Below are 20,898 nucleotides of genomic sequence, written 5' to 3' on the forward strand. Positions count from 1 at the left end.
TGAGCGCGAGGTCAGTGCGAGCGGCAGCGGTCGACTGCGTCGAGAATCCGGTCGACGTCGGGGAGATAGAACTTCTCCAGCTTCGATGCCGGGTACGGAGTACCGAAGCCGCCGACGCGCAGTACCGGCGCCTCCAGATTGTAGAAGCAGCGTTCGGAGATCCGGGCGGCGATCTCGGAGCCGAGGCCCATGAACACGGGGGCCTCGTGCGTGACGACCAGACGCCCGGTCTTGCGTACCGAGGCCTCGATGGTCTCGAAGTCGATGGGTGAGAGTGAACGAAGATCGATGACCTCGATCGACACCCCCTCGTGGGCAGCGACTTCGGCAGCTTTGCGGGCAGTGGCGACGAGCGGTCCGTACGCGATCAGGGTGAGGTCGGTGCCCTCGGTGACCACCCGCGCCCGATGCAGCGGGTAGGACGCGTCGAGATCGCGCGACTCCAGATCGATCGGGGTCTTCTCCCAGTACCGGCGCTTCGGTTCGAAGAACAGCACCGGGTCGTCGCTGGCGATGGCTTGCTGAATCATCGAGTAGCCGTCGGCGGCATTGCTGCAGGTGACGACACGAAGGCCTGCGGTCTGCGCGAAGTAGCCCTCGGGAGATTCCGAATGATGCTCGACGGCACCGATTCCGCCACCGTAGGGCACGCGAATCGTCATCGGAATCTTGACATTGCCGCTGGTGCGGTAGTGCAGTTTGGCGACCTGCGAGACGATCTGGTCGAACGCCGGATAGATGAAGCCGTCGAACTGGATCTCGCACACCGGGCGGAATCCCCGCATCGCGAGTCCGACTGCGGTGCCGATGATGCCCGATTCGGCCAACGGCATGTCGAGTACACGGCCAGGGCCGAAGTCCTTCTGCAAGCCGTCGGTGATGCGGAAGACGCCGCCGAGCTTGCCGATGTCCTCGCCCATCAACAGAACCTTCGGATCGTTCTCCATCGCTCGTCGCAGACCTGCGTTGATGGCCTTGCCCAACGGAAGACTGGTGGGCCGTTCCAGGGTGGTCATGACGAAGCTCCTTCGAATCCGGCTTGGTACGAGGCGAACTGGGCTCGCTCGTCGTCCAGGAGGGGGTGGGGGTCGGCGTAGACGTTGTCGAACACCGACATCGCAGCCGGTTCGACGGTCTCGAGGCATCCGCGACGAAGCTCGGCCGCGACGTCATCGGCGGTGCGCTTCACCGAGGCGGCGAATGCGTCGTCGAACACGCCGATTCGCCTCAGTAGCTTCTCGATTCGGTCGATCGGATCCTTGGCGCGCCATTCGTCGTCGGTGGCACCCGAGCGGTATCGCGTCGGGTCGTCGGAGGTGGTGTGCGGGCCCATGCGGTAGGTGACGGCCTCGATGAGAGTCGGGCCGCTGCCCTCGCGGGCGCGAGCGAGTGCTGCCCTGGTGACGGCCAGGACGGCGAGAACGTCGTTGCCGTCGACGCGGACCGAGGGAATGCCGTAGCCCTCACCGCGAGCGGCGATCGTTGCCTTGGTCTGCACGGTCACCGGCTCGGAGATCGCCCACTGGTTGTTCTGGCAGAAGAACACCACCGGTGCGTGGAAACTGGCGGCGAAGCCCAGCGCCTCGGAGATGTCGCCCTGGCTGGTTGCGCCGTCACCGAAGTAGGTGATGGCCGCGCCCTCGGCTCCCTCGAGCTGCATGCCGATGGCGTACCCGGTGGCGTGCAAACCCTGCGAGCCGACGATGATCGCCGGTGTAGTCATGCGGTACTCGTACGGGTCCCAGCCCGAGAGCGTCGAGCCGCGCCAGAACCGCAGCATCTGGGTGGGGTCGACGCCCCGGCAGTAAGCAACGCCGTGCTCGCGGTAGCTGGCGAACACGAAGTCCTCGGTGTCGAGCGCACGAGCGGATCCGACCTGTGCCGCTTCCTGCCCGAGCAGCGGTGCCCACAAGCCCAGTTCGCCCTGTCGCTGTAGCGCGGTCGCCTCGGTGTCGATGCGCCGGACGACCACGAGATCGCGGTACATCTCCATCATCGCGGCCGTGTCGATGTCCGCGACGAGAGGTGAGTAGGTCTCGTTGCGGACCACCGTTCCAGATTCTTTGATCAGCTGTACCAGCGAGGTGGTGTTCATGTTCGTCGCACTCTCCGTCGTGGTGTGATGTCCTTCACAAGAACACCACCGACAGCCAGAGTGCACAAGTGCTGACTTCAGAACTGCGCACGATGCACAATATTGGGTAACGACCGAGCGACAGGAAGTGCGCAATGACCGATCTGGACAAGACCGACGCCCGACTCCTCCTCGCTCTCTGCGCCAAGCCGCGAGCCACCGGCGTCGAACTCGCCACCACCTTGGGCCTGTCCCGCAACACCGTGCAGGCGCGCCTCGGTCGATGGGACGACAAGGGATCGCTCACGCCGATCGATCACCGCATTCCACCGAAATCTCTCGGCCGCCCGCTGCAAGCATTCGTCACAGCTCAGGTCAACCAGCACACCCTGGCTGCGGTCACCGAACACCTGCGCACCATTCCGGAAGTACTCGAGGTGTTCGGACTGTCCGGTGCTGCGGACATGCACATTCGCATCGCCGCAGTCGACGCCGACGACCTGTATCGCATCGCAGGTCTCATCCTCGACATTCCCGGCGTCGAGCGCACCAACATGTCCATCGCGATGAGCGAGTTGATCCAGTACCGCACCAAGCCGTTGCTCGAGCAGCTCGCCGAGGAGGGCCGACGCTGAGCAGCCAGACCAGCTCTGCCGAGTCGATTCACGCGCCACAGTGCAACATGCACGTTCTCGACGACGGTGGTTGACCAGCGTGCACGTTCACGGCACTCTTCGACGGACATGTTCCCGGACACCATCCATTTCCGGGTACCGCCGCCTCATCACCGAAAGAGACTGCCTGTGTCCATCGTTGCCGACCGCCCCGCCGTCGTACCCACCCCGAACGATCCCCTGCCGACGGGCGTCTTCGATCGCCCCGACATGCCGCGCGACTCCGCACACGAACGCGTCGTGTTCTGTCAGGATCCCGACACCGGGCTGCGCGCGATCATCGCGGTCCACTCCACTGCGTTGGGACCCGCTCTCGGCGGAACTCGCTTCTACCCCTACGCATCCGAGCAGGATGCGTTGACCGATGTACTACGGCTCTCCCGGGGAATGACCTACAAGGCGGCCGTCGCGGGAGTCGATCTCGGCGGCGGTAAAGCGGTGATCATCGGCAACCCCAACGCCATCAAGACCCCGACCCTGCTTGGCGCGTACGGCCGGTTCGTCGAGTCGCTCGGCGGAACGTACGTGACGGCAGGCGATGTGGGCACCAACAGCGACGATCTCGACATCATCGCCGAAGAAACGGCGCACGTCGTCGGCAAGAACACCACCGCAGGCGGCACCGGCGACAGCGGCCCCCAAACCGCGCTCGGAGTCTTTCTCTCTCTTCTGGCCGCAGCCGAATCGACCTGGGGCTCGGACGATCTGACCGGAAAGCGCATCGGCGTCGAGGGTGCAGGCAAAGTGGGCTACAACCTCGTCGCCCTGCTTCGCGATGCCGGTGCCGAGGTGATCGTCAGCGACTCCTACGCGCCCGCCCTCGATCGCATCGTCGCCGACTTCCCCGGAGTCACCGTCGGATCCGACATCATCGGTGCCGACATCGACGTCTACGCCCCGTGCGCCATGGGTGCCACTCTCGACGCGTCCTCGGTGGCCCGGTTGTCGGCGTCCATCGTGTGCGGCGCAGCGAACAATCAACTCCTCACGCCCGATGTCGAAGCCATGCTGGCTGCGCGCGGAATCGTCTGGGTCCCCGACTACGTCGCCAACGCCGGCGGCCTGATCCAGGTGGAAGGCGAACTGCGCGGCAAGGATTCGGCCGAGGTGATGGCCACGATCGGCAAGATCCGCGATACCGTCGCCGGCATCTTCGCCATCGCCCGCACCGAGGGCATCCTGCTGGGGGCAGCGGCCGATCGCCTGGCCGAGGATCGAATCGCCGCCGCGCAGAGCTGAGAGGCGGCCTGCACACGACGCTCCACTCCCTGCCGTAAATCGGCGATACCCGCGCCACAGGCCGCGGAGTGGAGCGCCATGTGCACCCTCACCGAAGCGCGATGTACTTGGTCTCGAGGTACTCCTCGATGCCCTCCGAACCACCCTCGCGTCCGAAGCCCGATTCCTTGACGCCACCGAACGGGGCGGCGGCATCGGAGATGGCACCGCGATTGACCCCGACCATGCCGGTGTCCAGTGCCGCCGACACCCGCAGGGCGCGGTCGAGGCTCTCGGTGAAGAAGTACGCCACCAACCCGTATCGGGTGTCGTTGGCCGCAGAGATGGCCTCGGCCTCGGTGTCGAATCCGATGATCGCCGCCACTGGGCCGAAGATCTCGTCGTGCAACAGATTCGCGTCGGCAGGAATCGAGTCGAGAACCGTGGGTGAGTAGAAGAAGCCGGGTCCCTCGGGCGTCGTGCCCCCGGTACGCACCCGGGCACCCTTGGCCACGGCGTCGTCGACCAACGCGGTCACCGTCCTGCGCTGCTTGTCGTTGATGAGCGGGCCGATGTCGGTGCCCTCCCGATCACCGGGACCGACCGTCAATGCCTCGATGCGCGCCGTCAACTTCGCGGTGAATTCCTCACGCACGGAGTTCGCGACGTACAGGCGGTTCGCTGCCGTGCACGCCTCGCCGCCGTTGCGCATCTTGGCCAGCATCGCTCCGTCGACAGCGGCGTCGATGTCGGCGTCGTCGAACACGATGAACGGCGCATTGCCGCCGAGTTCCATCGACGTCCGCAGCAGTCGGTCGGCTGCGTTGCGCACCAACAGCTTTCCCACTCCGGTCGATCCGGTGAACGTGACCTTCCTCAGTCTCGGGTCGTCCATCAACGGCCCGGTGACGGAGGCGGCGTCGGAGGTGGGAAGTATCGACAGCACACCGCTGGGCAACCCCGCGTCGGCGAACACCTGTCCGAGCAGAAGCATCGTCAGCGGGGTGTCCTCGGCCGGTTTGACGATGACGGTGCAGCCGGCCGCGAGTGCCGGGCCGATCTTGCGTGTGCCCATGGCCAACGGAAAGTTCCACGGGGTGATCGCCAGGACCGGCCCGACGGGCGACTTGCTGACCAGGATCGAGCCGTTGCCCGCAGGGGCGGGGGTGAACCGGCCGCCGATTCGGACGGCCTCCTCGCTGAACCAGCGTAGGAATTCGCTGCCGTACTTCACCTCACCGTGGCTCTCCGCCAACGACTTTCCCATTTCGAGTGTCATCAGCAGAGCGAAATCGGCAGCACGCTCCTGCAGCAGGTCGAAAGCGCGCCGCAGAATCTCGGCTCGCTCACGAGCGGGCGTAGCCGCCCACCCCGGCTGCGCCTCGGCGGCACGGTCGAGCGCGGCGATGCCGTCGGCCGCGGTGGCGTCGGCGACGGTGATCAGCTCCTCGCCGGTCGCCGGGTTCAGCACGGCGAATCGTGCGCCCGACGCAGAGGTCGACTGGACACCACCGAGCCAGAGATCGGTGGGCAGCGAGGAGATCAGATCGTGAGCACCCATCAGTTCCCCTGCGCCACAGTCCGAAGCGAGTCTTCGAGCACGGTCAAAGCATCATCGAGCAACTCGTCGGAGATCACCAGGGGCGGCAGCAACCGGATGACGTTGCCGTAGGTGCCGCACGTCAGCACGATCACTCCGGCCTCGAGTGCCGCCGCCGCAACGGCTTTGGTGGCCTCCGGGTTGGGCTCACGCCCACCCGGCAGCACGAGCTCGAGCGCAAGCATGGCTCCGCGGCCACGCACCTCACCGATGATGCAGACCTCGGCACTCAACGCGTTCAGTCGCTCGAACACGATGCGTTCGATGTCGCGCGCTCGGGCATTGAGCTCAAGCGTCTCCATCTGCTCGATGGACGCCAGGGCTGCGGCGCAGGCGACGGGGTTGCCGCCGTACGTGCCACCGAGCCCACCGGGGTGCACGGCATCGATCAGGTCGGCACGACCGGTGACCGCGGCCAGCGGCATCCCGCCCGCGATGCCTTTCGCCATCGTGATCAGATCCGGTACGACGCCCTCGTGCTCGCTGGCGAACCAGGCCCCGGTCCGAGTGAAGCCGGACTGCACCTCGTCGGCGATGAACACGACGCCGTTCTCACGTGCCCAATCCGCCAGTGCAGGCAGGAATCCTTCTGCGGGCACGATGAAGCCGCCCTCACCCTGAATCGGCTCGATCAGGATGGCCGCGAGATTGCCTGCACCGATTTGCTTGTCGATGACGGAGATCGCCCGGGCCGCAGCCTGGGCACCGGTCACCGCGGAACCGTCGACGTTCAGACCTTCGCGGAACGGGTACGACATCGGCGCTCGATAGACCTCGGGAGCGAACGGCCCGAATCCGCTCTTGTACGGCATCGACTTCGACGTCAGTGCCATCGTCAGGTTGGTGCGGCCGTGGTACGCGTGGTCGAACACGACGACAGCGGACCGCCCGGTCGCGTGACGTGCGATCTTCACGGCGTTCTCGACGGCCTCGGCACCACTGTTGAACAGGACGCTGCGCTTGTCGTGATCGCCCGGGGTCAACGCGGCCAGCTTCTCGGCGACCTCGATGTAGCCCTCGTACGGCGCGACCATGAAGCACGTGTGGGTGAAGTGTGCGACCTGATCCTGCACGGCGGCAACAACTGCCGGGTTCGAGGCACCGACGGTGGTCACGGCGATTCCGGCCCCGAGGTCGATCAGCGAGTTCCCGTCGACATCGACCACGACGCCACCGTCCGCGTCGGCCACGTACACCGGCAGCGTCGAGGCAACGCCTGCACCGACGACGGCCTTGCGCCGCTGCGCCAACGCCGCCGACTTCGGCCCGGGGAAGGCGGTGACGATCTTGCGCTCCTGCGGAAGTCGGTACTCGATCGAGGCCATGGGTCGCACCTTTCGTGTGGGCTTGTCGTGCAAGTATGCGACTCGACGAGCACGACGGCCGGACGCCATTTCGTACACCTCGACGGCACATTGCACTCCATTTCGGCAGTTCTGCCGCTACAGTTCGATCGGTGAGCGTGCAGATGTCCTGGCTGTTGAGGCAGCAACACCTTCGCCTGAGTCACCGCGGCGGACCGGAGCGCAGCGCTGCGCCCATCACCTTCGCGCAGGCGACCGAACTCATCGATCCCAGTCCGTGGCTGTCGGGCGGTGAACTGATTCTCACGACCGGACTCGGCTTCGACGCCGACGGCCCGGCCCTCGGTACCTACGTCCGGACCTTGGCAGCCGCGGGTGTCGCCTGTCTCGGATTCGGAGTCGGGTTGTCCCACAGCACTATTCCCCGTCACATTCTCGACACCGCCGAGGATGTCGGGCTTCCTGTCGTGGAGGTTCCCTACGACATCCCGTTCGCCGCCGTCATCAGAGCGGTCATGAAACGCATAGCCGAGCAGGAATACGAGCAGGTTCTGCGTGCGGCGTCGGTCCAGACCCGCATCACGAGGGCAGCACTGCACGGCGGCGTCGACGCGATCGTTCGCGAACTGGCCGTCGCCACGTCCACATCGGTGGCGCTGATCGGCAATCGCACCGAATCGTTCCATCCCGCCGCCGCAGCCGATCTCGTAGAGCGCGCCCGCGACGTCGCCCGCAGCATTCGCCCGTCGTCGTCACCGGCCACGGTGTCGGTCAGCGAACCGGGGTGCACCGTCACTCTGCATTCGGTCGCCATCTCCGGCGGGGCGTCGAGCTTTCTCGCCATTCGCACCGCAGGCCCGGTGACGGGCGTCGAGCAGATCCTGCTCGGGCACGCGGTGTCTCTGGTGACCCTCGAACTCGAGAAGCCCACGCGGCTGCGCGCCGAGCAGTCGCGACTCAACACGCTCGCGCTCGGATTGTTGCTGGACGGCCATCTGCCCTCCCCCGACGGCACCGCGCTACCGAGCTATCTCGTCGACGCCGCCGACGACGACTCTCGCATCAGGGTCGCCGTTGTCCGCGGACCGTACGAGCGCATCGTCGAGGCGATCGATGCCGAGTGCCGAGCCAGGGCGCGGCCCACGTTCACTCGGCAGACCGACACCGGTGTGGTGGTGTTGTTCCGCGGTAGCGACGACTCCGATGTCGTTGCCCGACTGTTCGATTCACTGCCGAGGTCGGTGCGCGTCGGCCTCAGTTCCAGCCTCCCCATCACCGAGACTCCCGTCGCTCTGAAGCAGGCTTCGCTCGCGTGCGCAGCGGCCGGCTCTGGCGATCGGATCGTCGAATTCACCGGATCGATGCTGTTGGCCTCCGAGCCGGTACAGGAATCGTTGCGTGCCATGGCCGCCGTGACCATTGCAGTGCTGTCCGAGTACGACCGCACCCACACCGCCGATCTGGTGGGATCGCTTCGGGCTTTTCTCGAAGCGAACGGGCATTGGGAGACCGCCGCGGCGAATCTGTCCGTTCATCGCCACACGCTGCGAAACCGGATCACCCGATGCGAAGAGTTACTGTCGGTCGATCTGACGTCGGCGCGGGTGCGGGCGGAATTGTTGCTCTCACTGCTTGCCGCGACATCGTGAACATCGGCAATCGTGTCAGTATTTCTCGATGAGCACGCCGCAGCCCCACATTGCCGTCGCCACTGCGAAATCGGTTCGACTCGGAGTACTGCTGGCGGCAGTCGGTGGATTCCTCGACGCGTACACCTACATCACCCGCGGCGGCGTGTTCGCCGGCGCGCAGACCGGCAACGTCGTGCTGCTCGGCGTCGATGTCGCCGCCGGCCGGTGGGTCGAAGCGCTCGCGTTCCTACCGCCGTTGGCGGCCTTCGTCCTGGGGGTCGCGACCGCAGAATTCATCGCGCTGCCCGCGGTTGCGAGGATCGTCCGACGACCGGTGCGGGCGGTGCTGGTGTTCGAGATCCTCGTGGTCCTCGTCGTCGGATTTCTGCCGGCCACCGTCCCCGATGCAGTGGTCTCGGTGATTCTCGCTCACGTTGCCGGCGTGCAGGTGACCACCTTCCGTGTGCTGGTGGATTCGCCGTTCAACACCACGATGACGACCGGCAATCTCCGCAGCATGGCGATGGCGGCATTCCATCGGGTGGTCGAACACGATCTCGAGGCCGGCACCCGCGCCCGACGGTTCGGCGCGGTGATCTCCGGATTCTTCGGCGGGGCGCTGCTCGGCGCAGTCGCGGTCGAGCTTTTCGGGCTACGGGCGATCTGGGTCGTAGCCGTGATGCTGACCGTCGCTCTGGCACTGTTCGTGTTCGACGAGCGCACACCCAGGTCGTTGTCTCCGAAAGGTCAGTCGCCCAACCGAAGCGGAGCAATCGACTCGAACACATCGCCCGGTCCCGGATTGTCGTCTCCCGACGAACCGCCCAAGTGATGCACGACGCCCCACACCGCGTTGAGTGCGGTGTGAATGGCTCCCTCGGCCCACCCTGCCGTCCACGAGATGTCGTCGCCGGCGAGAAAGATCCCCCGGTGTCGAGGTTCGAGATCGTGCTGCACGAAATGGGTGAACAGTCTTTCCTGGTATCGATAGTGCCCCGGCAGATTCGCTTTGAATGCGCCCATGAAATCGCGTTCGGTTTCCCAGGACAGAGTCACCGGCGTGGAAATGATGTGACTGCGGAAGTCGACACCGGGATAGATCTCCTCCAGCGATCGCAGCATGATGTTCATGCGCTCGGTCGGATCCAGGGCCAGCAGCTTGAGCGAGTCGTCGGACCACGTGTAGGACAGGCAGATCAGCCCGGGCTTGCCCTCACCCTGGTCGAGTAGGTACGTGCCGCGACTCATTCGATCGGTCAGCGTCATGCTCACCAGATCGCGGCCGGTGACCGGATCCTTGTCCTTCCAGAACGGCCGATCGACGAGTGCGAACACCTTGGTCGACCCCATGTAGTGGGTGCGTTCGATGGCGGTCCAGTGGTCGATGGGGAACAGCTCGTCGTCGCATCTGATGTTGCTCAGCAGCATCCAGCTCTGGGCGGTCACGACGGCGGCGGCGTAGGTGCGAATGTTGCCGCGATCGTCGTGGATCGTGGTGCCGCCGTCGGTGCGCCTGATCTCGGTGACGCGCGACATCGTGGTGCCGCCGTTCAGTGACGCGACCGATGTGCCTGCGGGCCAGTGCGCCATGTTCGCCGGCGAGTCGGTCCACAACCGCATCGGGAGTTGCTGTGAGCCGCCGACGATTCCGCGATGGTGATCGTCCGCTGCCGTGATGACGACGCGAAGGATCTCGAGGATCGAGTTGGGATAGTCGGTGTCCCATCCGCCCGTTCCGAAACCGACCTGGCCGAACAGCTCTCGCATCCGAAACGACGAGAAGTGCTCGGACGCAGCCAGAAAGCCGTAGAAGGTCTGATCGTCGAACTTCACGATCAGCTCGTTCCAGATCCGCTTGATCTCGGCCACGTCTCGCCTGCGGATGGCACGCTGCAGCGGAATCAACTCGGCGTGTTCCTCGAGCGTCCTGTTCCACGCGTCGGCGACCTCGGCGAAGATCGGCGGGAGATCGTCGAGCTTGCGTGCGTAGTGGCTCTCGCCCTTGAGGTCGATCACCGTACTGGGGGTCACCTCGGCCAGCGGGTTCGGAAACGGTGTCGTCTCGAGCCCGACGGCGTCGAGGTAGTGGAACAGCGCGGTCGACGACGGCGGAAAACGCATCGCGCCCATCTCTGCCACCACACCCGGGTGCCCGTCGAACGGTACCGAGCGCATCCGGCCGCCGATCCGATCCGATTCGTACACAACGGGTTCCATGCCGAGCTTCAGCAATTCGTGGGCGACGACCATACCGGCGAGTCCGCCGCCGATCACGGCGACCCGGGTACCGAGGGCCGCGTCGGGAATGCTCCCCAGGCCGGCCGGATGCGCGAGGTAATCGTCGTACGCGAACGGGAAGTCCGGGCCGAACATCGTGAGCGGCTGGTCGTCCTCGGATGCGATTGCGCTGTCCGGGGTGACGGGTGTGGTCATCGGTCGGTCTCCTGCTCGGCCCGTGAGGGTCCTGTCGGGTAGAGGTCGGTACGGCGATCGGCCAGATGGGTGTTGACCGCACGCGATCGAGCGAGCTCGGCCGGATCCAGCTCGAAGGTCAGCAGTTCTTCGTGTTCACCGGCTCGCGCGAGGTCGTTGCCGGCCGGCCCGACGGCACAGGTCAGCCCGCAATACCTCAGGCTCGCCTCGGTGCCGCAGCGATTGACGTAGGTGATGAACAGTTGGCTCTCGTACGCCCGCGTGGGAACGACGTGAGTGGCGATGATCTCGAATGGGGTCATCAGACCGGTGGGAACGATCAACCACTCGGTGCCGGCATCGGCGTGCGCGCGAACGGCTTCGGGAAATTCGACGTCGTAGCAGGTGAGTACACCGCACCGCAGCCCGCCGAAGTCGAACTGCACCAGCAGGTCCGGCCCCGGGGTGAAGTGAGTGCGATCGAGGGCCCCGAACAGGTGCGTCTTGCGATAACGCGCGACCGATCGTCCGGATGCGTCGACCACCTGCACCGCGTTGAACACAGGCTCGCCCCCGTGATTCGAATGACCGAGTTCGGGGTATCCGTACACGATCGCGACACCGTGTGTTCGCGCGATCGAGGCGATGCGCTCGAAGATCGAACCGTCGAACGTTTCGGCTCGTTCGCGCACGAGATCCCCGATGTCGTAGCCGCTCACCGACATTTCCGGGGTCACCAGCATCGACGCCCCTGCTTCGGCTGCGCTGCGCGCCGCGGCATCGATCGCCGACAGGTTGGCCTCGACGTCGGCGGAGAACTCCGGCCCTTGGAACAGCGACACGATGACCGTCATGAGAGAAACTCCGGTTTCCTGTTGTGCAACTCTTCGGGCAGCGCGGGCGCCAGCACCCACAGGACCCGGGCACCACCACTGCTGTCGCTGCGAAAACTGTGCGGGCGTCGCGGCGAGAACGTGAACGCATCGCCCGGTCCGAGCAGCACGTCGTCGCCGCCGAAGGCACCGCCTGGATCTTCCTCGAAGGTCACTCGAACCTCGCCGGACAGCACGTGTACGAACGTGACGTCCAACGGCAGGGTGTACGCCTCCGCGCCACTGCCGCCACCTTCCTCGATCTCCCCCAGCAGTACCTGGACCCGCCGCTCCCCGACCGGGGTCAACAGATACTCCGTCATCGCCGTTCCCCCGAACATGATGCGCGGCAACGATTGCGCGCGCACCACTTCACCGGCGGGGGCGTCGTCGAACAGGGAGCCGACCGGAACGTCGAGCGCAGCACAGACCCGAACCAACGACGCGACCGATGCGTTCACCTGATCGCGCTCGAGCTTGGACAGGTACCCCTTGGTCACCCCGCAGGTATCGGCGAGGGCGTCGAGAGTCAGCCGCTTCTTCATGCGTGCTTCCTTCAGTCGCGCGCCGATACGTGGCGCGTCGTTCTCGACCGAAGCAGCAATCGACACCGTCATCGCCTCTCAGGAAACTCGTGTTGACAAGATCGTGCATCAGAGTAACGCTTGCCGGGCGAACTGGTCGACTCCACTGTCACCGGACTCTGTGAAATTCGGAAGGAATTCTCGATGAACCCGAGCAGTCCCGAGCACCCACCGATCGGTCCGGTCGACGCGACCAAGGTCCCCCGCTACGCCGAGCCCACCACGTTCGCTCGGCTCCCGCGCCTCGACGAGGTGTCCCGCGCCGACGTGACCATCCTCGGCGTCCCGTTCGATTCCGGCGTGAGTTACCGCCCGGGCGCACGTTTCGGTCCCGGGCACATCCGTGCTGCCTCGAAACTGTTGCGGCCCTACAACCCTGCCCTGAAGGTCTCGCCGTTCGCCCGCCAGCAAGTTGCGGACTTCGGCGACATCGGAGTCAATCCGTTCGACATCACCGAGGCGCTCACCACGGTGCACGACGCGGTGACCGACCTGCGCGCCGACGGCTCCTCGGTTCTGACCCTCGGCGGCGATCACACCATCGCACTGCCGATTCTGCGCTCGCTCGCCCGCGACCACGGACCGATTGCAGTGCTGCACTTCGACGCTCACCTCGACACGTGGGACACGTACTTCGGTGCGCCCTACACCCATGGAACCCCGTTTCGACGAGCCAGTGAGGAAGGCCTGATCGACCTCGAACGCTCGCAGCACATCGGCATTCGCGGCCCGCTCTACAGCGAGCAGGACCTCGAGGACGATCGAGTTCTGGGCTTCCAGGTGATTCGTTCCGACGATTACGAGGTCGACGGTGTCGCCAGCATCGTCGAGCGGATGCGCAGACGTCTGGACGGCGGCCCGGTCTACGTCTCGGTCGACATCGACGTTCTCGACCCAGCACATGCGCCCGGCACCGGCACTCCCGAAGCCGGCGGCATGACGTCCCGAGAGTTGCTCAACACTCTGCGCGGACTCGTCGGCCTGAATGTCGTCGGCGCCGACATCGTCGAGGTCGCGCCGGCCTACGACCACGCCGAGATCACCGGAATCGCTGCGGCTCATGTTGCCTACGAGCTGTTGTCGGTTCTCGCCCTCAACCGATAGGACGTCACCGCCGCGGCAGCACCAGGATCGGCACCGGCGAATGACGGATGATCTTCGTTGCCCGGGAACCGAGAAACACCCGAGCGATGGGTCCCAGTGGCCCGGACGATCCGATGGTCAGTACTTCGCCGTCCTGCCAGTGCAGTTCGTCGAGGGCTTCGCGCCAACTGCCGGCCGAGGCCAACTCGGTCGTCACCCGATCGACCGGGAGTCCCACCGCAACCGCGTCGTCCACTGCTGCGGTGAGCGCCTCGCTGAGCCCCCGGGACAGCTCGGCGGCGACGTCGTCCTCGGCTCGTAGCCCGATTTCTGGCGGGTACATCGTCGCACCACGGACCACGAACGACGCCAGACGAAGCGGAACGCCTGCTTCCCTGGCCAGTTCGGCGGTGGGTCCCACCACGCGCGAGGCCTCGCTGTCACCGGAGAACGCGCACGTGATCCGCGTCAGAGTCGTGCGCTCGCGCACACGATAGCCGCGCGGAGCCAGCGCCACCGTCACCGGCGACGAGTGCAGCAGTTTGTCGGCGGTCGACCCGACGACGACCTGCCCGAGTGCGCCGTCGCCCGAGGAGCCGAGAACCAGAACCGCGGCCCCGAGACTGTCCGCCGCATCGGTCAGCGCCGTCGACACCGAGCGGTGCGCGAGGCGGTGGAACGAAGCGGCGATATCGGGCGCTTTCTCCTGCAGATAGTGCCGCGCCTTCGCCTCGGATTCGGCTGCCGTTGCCGCCGCCCAATCCGCGAACTCGGCATCGACGCGGGCCATCGACGGCGTCGACCACGGCTTGGGAACCACCGTCGCCACGTCGATGTCGGCACCGGTCGACCGAGCGAGTTGGGCACCGAGATCGAGGGCACCGACGCTGCCCTTCCCCGGTGCGAACGCGATCAGCACGCTCATCGCGCGTCCTGCCCTGCACCACGCAATGCCGAATGGTGCCGACCCCAGAAGTAGTAGAACGCCAACACGACCGCGAGCCAGAGCCCGAACCAGAACCACGTGGTCCAGTGCAGCCCGGACAGGATGTACAGGCACGCGAGGACCGACAGCACCGGAGTCACCGGGTATCCCGGAACCTTGAACGGCCGCTCGAGATCGGGCATCGAGCGGCGCAGCACGATCACTCCGATGGACACGACGATGAATGCGACGAGGGTGCCGATCGACACCAGGTCCGCCAGCTTGTCGAGCGGAATGAACGCGGCGAGGATCGAGATCACGACGGCGACGACGATCGTGTTGTTGACCGGAGTGTGCGTGCGAGGACTGACCTTGGCGAAAGCTTTGGGCAGCATGCCGTCTCGGCCCATGGCGAACAGGATGCGAGTCTGCCCGTACATCGTCACCAGGGTCACCGAGAAGATGGAGATCACCGCACCTGCAGCCAGAATCGTTGCCGGCCAGGCCTGCCCGGTCACGTTACGCAGGATCTCGGCCAGCCCGGCTTCCTCCTGGCCGGCGAAGTCGGTCCAGGGCTGAGTGCCAAGGGCGGCCACGGCGACGACGAGATAGAAGACGATGACGACGATCAGCGCCGCAATGATGGCCCGCGGCATGGTCTTCTGCGGATCCTTCACCTCGTCGCCCGCGGTGGACACCGCGTCGAGTCCGATGAACGAGAAGAAGATCGTGCCGGCGGCCGCGGTCACACCTGCTGCGCCCAGGGGCATGAAGTCGGAGAAGTTGCCGGAGTCGAAGGCGGTGAATCCTACGATCGCGAACAGAGCCAGCACGCCGAGTTTGATGACGACCATGACTGCGTTGACGGCCGCCGACTCGCTCGCACCGCGAATGAGCAGAACGGCGCACAGCACGATCAGCACGACCGCAGGCAGATTCATGATGCCAGGATCGGCGTCACCCGGGGCAGCGGACAGCGCGTGCGGGATGGTGAAGCCGAAGAGATTGTTCAACAACTCGTTGAGGTACCCGCTCCACCCGACGGCGACGGCAGCGCTGGACACTCCGTACTCGAGCAACAGGCAGGCGGCGACGCCCATCGCGACCACCTCGCCCATCGTCACGTACGCGTAGGAGTAGGTCGAGCCCGAAACCGGTACCGCCGATGCCATTTCGGCGTAACAGATGGCTGCGAGGCCGGCCGCGATACCCGCGGCCAGGAACGAGAGCACCACTGCAGGACCGGCTTCGGGAACCGCGAGCGACAGGACGAAGAAGATGCCGGTACCGATGGTGGCACCGACGCCGAACATCGTCAGCTGAAACGTGCCGATGGTGCGTTCCAGCCCGCCACTGTTCTGCTGGTCCGGATCCACGATCGGCTTCTTGCGAAGCAGTTGTGATCGCAGACTCGATGCAGGTCTGTTCGACGAGGTCATGTGGGCGACTCCCAACGTGGAGAGAAACTCTCGAATCAATCGGTTCGGCTGATTCTGCTCCCCGATCGAGTGATTCGCACACCGAACCGGCTCGCTCGTCTCCGCGAGTTCTCGATGTGGTTCTCAGCTCAGATGGTGCACGGAAGAGCACAGAGCGTCCAACAGATCCTCGTCGTGGCTGATCACGAGCACACCGAGTCCGCCGTCGACGGCCTGTCGTTCGACCGATCTGGCGATCGACGCCGTCGTCGCCGCGTCGAGCATCGACGTCACCTCGTCGCAGATCAGATAGCGCGGCCGTTGCGCCAACGCCCGTGCGACACAGGCGCGCTGCAATTGCCCGTCGCTGATCTGGTGTGGGCGACGGGACAGCAGGTCGGCGGTCAGGCCCACCTGCTCTGCCAGATCCGCGACATCGACCGAGCGCCCGGCGATGACCGCTGGTTGCTCGATGATCGAGCGCAGGGTCATCCGTGGATCGGTCGCCTGCCGTGGAGACTGGAACAGCAGCGCGATCTGTGCGCGTGACGTCGCAGGTACCGAATACCCGACGCCTCGCACGGTGGTTCCGTCGAGCAGCACCGATCCGGTTCGAGGTTTCTGCAGCAGCGCAAGCACTCTCGCGAGGGTTGTCTTTCCGCTACCCGACGGGCCGGTCAGCCCCGTGATCGTTCCCGGTTCGACCGAAACGCTGACCTGTGTCAACACATCGGGGCCACCCGGGTAACCGGCGCTCACGGCCATCGCGTCCAGACTCATCGGTGCACTCTCGTTCGGTACGACCGCGCGCCCACCGTCACCATTTCAGTGGGTCCACCGGAGTGTGGAGACAGTGGCCGGCGGAGGTGATAGACGCAGTCGTCGGGAAGGTCCGTCAACTCGGGCGGCGATCCCGGGAGCGGAGTCATCCCGCGGGAGGGCAGCGCATCCAGCAGGTCCCGGGTGTAGTCGTGCAGGGGATTCTCGAGCACCGACGCGGCAGGCCCCGTTTCCATGAGTCGCGAGGCGTACATGACGGCGATGCGATCCGCGACCTCCGTCCTGATCAACGACGACAGGTCGTGGGTGATCAGCAGTACCGCTGCGCCGTCGTCCGCGCACGCCCGCAGTAGCCCGAGCACGTGGTCGACGGCCGCGCGATCGAGGTTGGAGGTGGGCTCGTCGGCGACGATCACCGTGGGATCCGCGGCCAGCGCTCCGGCCAGAGCGACCCGCTGAGCCATTCCACCCGAGAGCTGATGTGGATGGAGATCGAGGTGTGCCGGAGCAAGCCCCACCCGCTCGGCGAGCCGATCGGACGTCGACGGACCTCCGTGTGCGGCGATCGTCTCGTCCAGTTGCGATCGGACGGTTCGAGTCGGCGTGAGATGTGTTGCCGCAGACTGCGGAACGAGCGCGACGTCCCTGCCCCGAAACCCTGCCGCACTCGTCACGTCGAATTCCCGTTCCGCGGTGGTGACCAGGACCGATCCGTTCACGGTCGTTCCGACCGGCAACATCGCCATCACCGTCGCCGCGAGAATCGACTTGCCGCAGCCCGACTCGCCGACCAGAGCGGTCACGGTTCCGACCGGAACCTCGAGATCGACATCGGAGGCGGCATGCACCCACCGTCGACCGATCGGAATGCGAACGGTCAGATTTCGAACGGACAGACCCCGGGTCACAGGCGAAGCTCCGACGGACGCGCAGGCGTCACCCGCGTCCGTAGTGCCGAACCCAGTACGGCCACGGACAGCGTGGCGACAAGCAGTATCGCGGCGGGGAACACCAAGGTCCACCAACTCCCCAGCAGCAGAGAACTGCGGGCTTCCTCGAGCAGGGTACCCAGGCTCGGCTCGTGTGGAGGCAGCCCGAACCCCAGGAAGGACAGCGTCGATTCGTGCCACACCGCGTGTGGGAGCAACAGGACGACGGCGATCATGGCCTGGGGTAGAACGGCAGGAACGAAGTGTCGAGTTGCCACGTGAAAACGACTGGCCCCGGCCAGAATTGCCGCGTCGACGAACTCTCGCTCGCGCAACCGAAGGATCTCCGAGCGCACGATGCGAGCCACCTGGGTCCAGTGTGTCAACGCGATCGACGCCACGATGGCGACGACGCTACCGCGAAACATCGCCACGATCACGATGCCGAGCAACAGGTGGGGCAGCGCGTTGACGGCGTCGGTGCTGCGCATGACGATGCGATCGACCCGCCCACCCCAGACCCCCGCGGCCAGGCCGACGACGCAGCCGAGGACCGTCGCCAGTGCCGCGCAGGCCACCGCGATGAGCAACGATGTGCCGATGGCCGATGCGCTGCGCACGAACAGATCTCGGCCGGCCGAGTCGGTGCCGAACGGATGCTGCGCCGAGGGCCCCAGCCTCGCCGACGAGAAGTCGACGACGCGATCGTCCACCCCCGCGAGCATGGGGACCGCTACCGCGTACACGGTCAGAGCGGCGAGGGCCACGCTCGCGATCGCCGTTCGCCTATCCATCCGCACGCACCCTCGGATCGAGTCGCACGACCAGTACGTCGGCGAGCAGAGAGCCGAGCATGACCGCGACAGTGGTTCCGAGAGTCAGCACGGCCAGCAACGGCATGTCGAGATCGCGTGCCGACTGCACGACAGCTCCTGCGACGCCAGGCCACCCGAATATCTCTTCCACCAGTACTGCCCCGACGACCAACTCGGGCAGTCGAACTCCGACGACGTTGACGAAGGGGGCCAATGCGGCGGGCACGATGTGGCGGCGAGTGATCTGGGCGGTGGGAATGCCGCGAACCACCGCACCTGCCACGAAGTCCTCGCCACGCGCGGACACGATGGACTCGCGAACCGACAACAGCAGCCACGGAACCTGAGACAGAGCCAGAACCGACGCGGGCAGCAGCAGATGGCGGAGTACTCCACCGAGGGTGGGATCGCTGCCGCCGTCGGAGAGTCCGGCCACGGGCAACCATCCAAGACCGAGCGCGAACACCGCAATTGCGGCGAGCGAGAGCACGAACGGCGGCACTCCCTGAACGGTGACGCACGCGGCGGCGACGAAGCGGTCCAACCGGCCGCCGGCACGAATGCCGGAAGCGATGCCGACCGTGAACGCAATCGCAATCGCGGCCGACAGCGCGACTCCCGCCAACAACATCGTCCACGGAATACGCTCGGCCAGAACCTGACTCACCGGCTGTCCGTAGGATCGCGATTGACCCAGATCTCCTGTCACGACGCCCTGCAACCACTGCCAGTAGGCGACGAACCACGGCCGATCGAGGCCGAGGGCAACCGTCATCGACGCCTTGTCCGCCTCCGTCGTCGTCGTGTATCGGTTTCCGAGGTACCCGACGAGCGGGTCGAACGGGGACACCGCTGCGGCGGCGAAGAGACCGAGCGAGACGACACCGCACACCGGAACCAGCAGCATCAGTCGACGGCGCACCATCGCTCCGATGCCGCGCGATTTCGTGGCGTGCCGTCGATCGACGGTCACGACGCGCGAGTCCACGTCTGCAACGACCACCACGGACCCCACGTGACGCCGTGGGAGTGCGGCTCGAGTACCGGGCCGGACATCGTCCAGTCCGAATCCTTCGATACGTACGTGTGATCGAGAAAGACCAGGAAGACGTATCCCGGATCGGCCACGTAGGCGCGCTGCATCTCCCGGTACGCCTCCGCGCGTACCGCAGGGTCGAGGCTGCGCCTGCCGGTGTCGAGGGCGGCGTCGACCGTCGGGTTCGAGTAGTCGGCCGCGTTGTCGTAGACACTTCCGACGCCCGGCGCGACGAACGACGAGTCGAGTGCGCGGTATGCCTGCGTATCGGCATCGAACGGCTCTTCTCCGCCGCCGAGCATCGTGGAATCCACGCCGATCCTGGGGTCTATCCGGTCCCACGACAGTGCTTCGAGGGTGACCTCGACCCCCACCGCCACCGCGTCGGACGCGAAGGCCTGCGCCAGATCTCGACGCACGGTATCGGTCGAGTTGTACATCACGGTGATCTCTGCGCGCTGTCCGTCACGCGTGCGAATGCCATCGGGACCGGGGATCCAGCCGCCGTCGGACAGGATCTGCCGGGCCGCGGCCGGGTCGTACTCGAACACCGCAGTCGGTTCGTAGGAGTCGCCGAACACCGGCGGAACGGGTGTGGCCGCCGGTCGGCCGTATCCGCCGAGCACCCCGTCCGTCATCGCCTGACGATTCACGGCGAGATTGAGGGCGAGCCGCATGTCCCGGTTTCCGGTGACCGGTGAATTCGTCGGCAACGACACACCCCGCCAATCCGCGGAGACATTGGCCGACAACGACATTCCCTCGCGTCCGTCCAGGCTCTGCGCGAGAAGCGGCGGTAGGTTCGTCCCGTCGATGTCGCCCGACGCCATCCGCTGGGCTCTGGTGTTGTCGTCCGGGACGTACAGCAGGGTGAGCTTCTTCACCTGGGGCGCACCGCCCCAGTAGTTGTCGTTGGCCTCGAATTCGGCTCGATCCGGTGACAGATCCACCAGAACGTAGGGGCCTGTTCCCACAGGTGCGCGGTTGAGTGGGGATTCGGCGGCGAGCCCGGGTTCCGAAACGGCCTCCGATGGAACGATTCCGATGAGCAGCTTCGTCGGAAACGGCGCGTACGAATAGGCAAGTCGAAATTCGACGGTCGAATCGTCGATCGCGACGACCTCGTCGATCATGTCGAACGACGATCTCGCCTCGGACGCCGATGCCGGATCCAGAATCGCCTCGTAGGTGGCGACGACGTCGGCTGCATCGAACGCGGACCCGTCGGAGAAGACCACTCCCTCGCGAAGCGTCGCCGTCCACACCGTCGCGTCGTCGTTCGCTGTGGGAACCTCGACTGCGAGTGCGGGTTCGAGCGGTGGCAGACCGTCGCCGCTGCCGATGCGCACCAGCCCGTCGTACATCTTCGCTTCGCCCGCGGCACCGTACCCGGCGACCGGGTTGAAACCGCCGAGTTCGTAACCGTCCGCCAACACCAGTGCATCGGCCGATGCCGCTCCCGATTGCGACGGTGCCGAGCACGCGCTGACCGACAGCACGCACACGATCGCGACGACGGTCACCGAGCCGAGTCGTGTCATCT

General features: G+C 65.8%; 19 protein-coding genes. 5 read left to right on the top strand and 14 right to left on the bottom strand.

All coding sequences use genetic code 11. The features are described 5' to 3' along the window. Positions 1–11 precede the first annotated feature (11 nt). Both QM615_RS05560 and pdhA read right to left on the bottom strand, forming a co-directional pair. Entirely contained in the window at positions 12–1,016 is a 1,005-nt protein-coding gene (locus QM615_RS05560; protein ID WP_149405292.1) for an alpha-ketoacid dehydrogenase subunit beta, read from the bottom strand. After that, positions 1,013–2,095 carry a pyruvate dehydrogenase (acetyl-transferring) E1 component subunit alpha gene (gene pdhA / locus QM615_RS05565; protein WP_149405291.1) on the bottom strand — a complete coding sequence of 361 codons (1,083 nt, stop codon included), beginning with the start codon at positions 2,093–2,095 and terminating at the stop codon, positions 1,013–1,015. The genes QM615_RS05560 and pdhA overlap by 4 nt, the downstream gene beginning before the upstream one ends. Positions 2,096–2,229: 134 nt before the next feature. Here pdhA and QM615_RS05570 point away from each other — a divergent pair, with 134 nt between their 5' ends. Further along, positions 2,230–2,709 (top strand): Lrp/AsnC family transcriptional regulator, encoded by a 480-nt coding sequence (locus tag QM615_RS05570; protein ID WP_149405290.1) that lies wholly within the window; start codon positions 2,230–2,232, stop codon positions 2,707–2,709. 249 nt (positions 2,710–2,958) lie between these two features. Further along, the gene (locus QM615_RS05575; protein WP_262498311.1) at positions 2,959–3,987 is read left to right on the top strand and encodes a Glu/Leu/Phe/Val family dehydrogenase; all 1,029 of its coding nucleotides are present in this window, start codon (positions 2,959–2,961) and stop codon (positions 3,985–3,987) included. Between the two features lie 88 nt (positions 3,988–4,075). Here the strand turns inward: QM615_RS05575 and QM615_RS05580 are convergent, their stop codons facing one another. Further along, on the bottom strand, positions 4,076–5,527 hold the full coding sequence (locus tag QM615_RS05580) for an NAD-dependent succinate-semialdehyde dehydrogenase (RefSeq protein ID WP_149405288.1): 1,452 nt from the start codon (positions 5,525–5,527) through the stop codon (positions 4,076–4,078). Continuing rightward, a complete protein-coding gene (gene gabT / locus QM615_RS05585) occupies positions 5,527–6,891 on the bottom strand; it encodes a 4-aminobutyrate--2-oxoglutarate transaminase (RefSeq protein ID WP_149405287.1) in 1,365 nt (454 codons plus the stop codon). Before gabT ends, QM615_RS05580 begins: the two co-directional genes overlap by 1 nt. A gap of 131 nt (positions 6,892–7,022) precedes the next feature. Here gabT and QM615_RS05590 point away from each other — a divergent pair, with 131 nt between their 5' ends. Beyond that, positions 7,023–8,519: a PucR family transcriptional regulator gene (locus QM615_RS05590; protein WP_283347117.1), complete on the top strand. Its 1,497-nt coding sequence runs from the start codon at positions 7,023–7,025 to the stop codon at positions 8,517–8,519. A gap of 28 nt (positions 8,520–8,547) precedes the next feature. Beyond that, complete coding sequence (locus tag QM615_RS05595; RefSeq protein WP_149405285.1) at positions 8,548–9,333, top strand: YoaK family protein; 786 nt, start codon at positions 8,548–8,550, stop codon at positions 9,331–9,333. On the opposite strand, the gene QM615_RS05600 is transcribed toward QM615_RS05595, so the two are convergent. Genes QM615_RS05600 through QM615_RS05610 form a run of 3 tightly spaced genes read right to left on the bottom strand, consistent with a single transcriptional unit; the run spans position 9,249 to position 12,402 of the window. After that, entirely contained in the window at positions 9,249–10,934 is a 1,686-nt protein-coding gene (locus QM615_RS05600) for a flavin monoamine oxidase family protein (RefSeq protein ID WP_149405284.1), read from the bottom strand. The two genes, QM615_RS05595 and QM615_RS05600, sit on opposite strands and share 85 nt — an antisense overlap. Further along, positions 10,931–11,767, bottom strand: coding sequence for a carbon-nitrogen hydrolase family protein (locus QM615_RS05605; RefSeq protein WP_149405283.1), 837 nt, complete (start codon positions 11,765–11,767; stop codon positions 10,931–10,933). The genes QM615_RS05600 and QM615_RS05605 overlap by 4 nt, the downstream gene beginning before the upstream one ends. Further along, the gene (locus QM615_RS05610) at positions 11,764–12,402 is read right to left on the bottom strand and encodes a helix-turn-helix domain-containing protein (protein WP_149405282.1); all 639 of its coding nucleotides are present in this window, start codon (positions 12,400–12,402) and stop codon (positions 11,764–11,766) included. The genes QM615_RS05605 and QM615_RS05610 overlap by 4 nt, the downstream gene beginning before the upstream one ends. 111 nt (positions 12,403–12,513) lie before the next feature. On the opposite strand from QM615_RS05610, the gene speB reads away from it, so the two are divergent. Continuing rightward, complete coding sequence (speB, locus tag QM615_RS05615; RefSeq protein WP_149405281.1) at positions 12,514–13,473, top strand: agmatinase; 960 nt, start codon at positions 12,514–12,516, stop codon at positions 13,471–13,473. Positions 13,474–13,477: 4 nt separating this feature from the next. On the opposite strand, the gene QM615_RS05620 is transcribed toward speB, so the two are convergent. The 7 genes from QM615_RS05620 to QM615_RS05650 form a co-directional block, all read right to left on the bottom strand. Continuing rightward, positions 13,478–14,377 (bottom strand): universal stress protein, encoded by a 900-nt coding sequence (locus tag QM615_RS05620; RefSeq protein WP_149405280.1) that lies wholly within the window; start codon positions 14,375–14,377, stop codon positions 13,478–13,480. Then, on the bottom strand, positions 14,374–15,816 hold the full coding sequence (locus QM615_RS05625; protein WP_149405279.1) for an amino acid permease: 1,443 nt from the start codon (positions 15,814–15,816) through the stop codon (positions 14,374–14,376). Before QM615_RS05625 ends, QM615_RS05620 begins: the two co-directional genes overlap by 4 nt. Before the next feature lie 123 nt (positions 15,817–15,939). Then, on the bottom strand, positions 15,940–16,575 hold the full coding sequence (locus tag QM615_RS05630; protein ID WP_149405278.1) for an ABC transporter ATP-binding protein: 636 nt from the start codon (positions 16,573–16,575) through the stop codon (positions 15,940–15,942). After that, a complete protein-coding gene (locus tag QM615_RS05635) occupies positions 16,572–17,483 on the bottom strand; it encodes an ABC transporter ATP-binding protein (protein WP_149405277.1) in 912 nt (303 codons plus the stop codon). Before QM615_RS05635 ends, QM615_RS05630 begins: the two co-directional genes overlap by 4 nt. Next, positions 17,480–18,298 carry an ABC transporter permease gene (locus tag QM615_RS05640; protein ID WP_149405276.1) on the bottom strand — a complete coding sequence of 273 codons (819 nt, stop codon included), beginning with the start codon at positions 18,296–18,298 and terminating at the stop codon, positions 17,480–17,482. Before QM615_RS05640 ends, QM615_RS05635 begins: the two co-directional genes overlap by 4 nt. Next, complete coding sequence (locus QM615_RS05645; RefSeq protein ID WP_188078594.1) at positions 18,291–19,244, bottom strand: ABC transporter permease; 954 nt, start codon at positions 19,242–19,244, stop codon at positions 18,291–18,293. The genes QM615_RS05640 and QM615_RS05645 overlap by 8 nt, the downstream gene beginning before the upstream one ends. 44 nt (positions 19,245–19,288) lie before the next feature. Beyond that, positions 19,289–20,896, bottom strand: coding sequence for an ABC transporter substrate-binding protein (locus QM615_RS05650; RefSeq protein ID WP_149405274.1), 1,608 nt, complete (start codon positions 20,894–20,896; stop codon positions 19,289–19,291). Positions 20,897–20,898: the final 2 nt, after the last annotated feature.

This window comes from Rhodococcus sp. IEGM 1341 (assembly GCF_030056895.1).
Lineage (GTDB): Bacteria > Actinomycetota > Actinomycetes > Mycobacteriales > Mycobacteriaceae > Rhodococcoides.